Genomic DNA, 256 nt, shown 5'->3' with positions numbered 1-256 from the left:
CATGCGTGTAATTAAGGTTAATCGTCCTGGAATATTGTCAGGATTTAATGCATCAATTAGGCGGATTAATTCATCTGGGTCCATACCAGGACCTACTTTTACGCCAATTGGGTTTTTAATTCCTTTAAAAAACTCAATGTGTGCGTGGTCTAATTGACGTGTGCGCTCACCGATCCAAACAAAATGCGCTGAACAGTCATACCAGTCGCCTGATAAGTGATCGCGTCGTGTTAGTGCTTCTTCATAGCCCAATAAC

General features: G+C 42.2%; 1 protein-coding gene. It reads right to left on the bottom strand.

Going from position 1 to position 256, the window contains the following annotated elements; translation table 11 throughout:
- A partial coding sequence (locus tag SB756_RS32290; RefSeq protein ID WP_410913528.1) for a 3-deoxy-7-phosphoheptulonate synthase occupies positions 1-256 on the bottom strand: 256 nt, incomplete at both ends.

Origin of the sequence: Pseudomonas sp. SIMBA_068 (assembly GCF_046534705.1) — a bacterium.
GTDB classification, from domain to species: domain Bacteria; phylum Pseudomonadota; class Gammaproteobacteria; order Pseudomonadales; family Pseudomonadaceae; genus Aquipseudomonas; species Aquipseudomonas putida.
The sequence above is the reverse complement of the archived record's forward strand: the minus strand, read 5'-3'. Positions and strand labels throughout refer to the sequence as shown.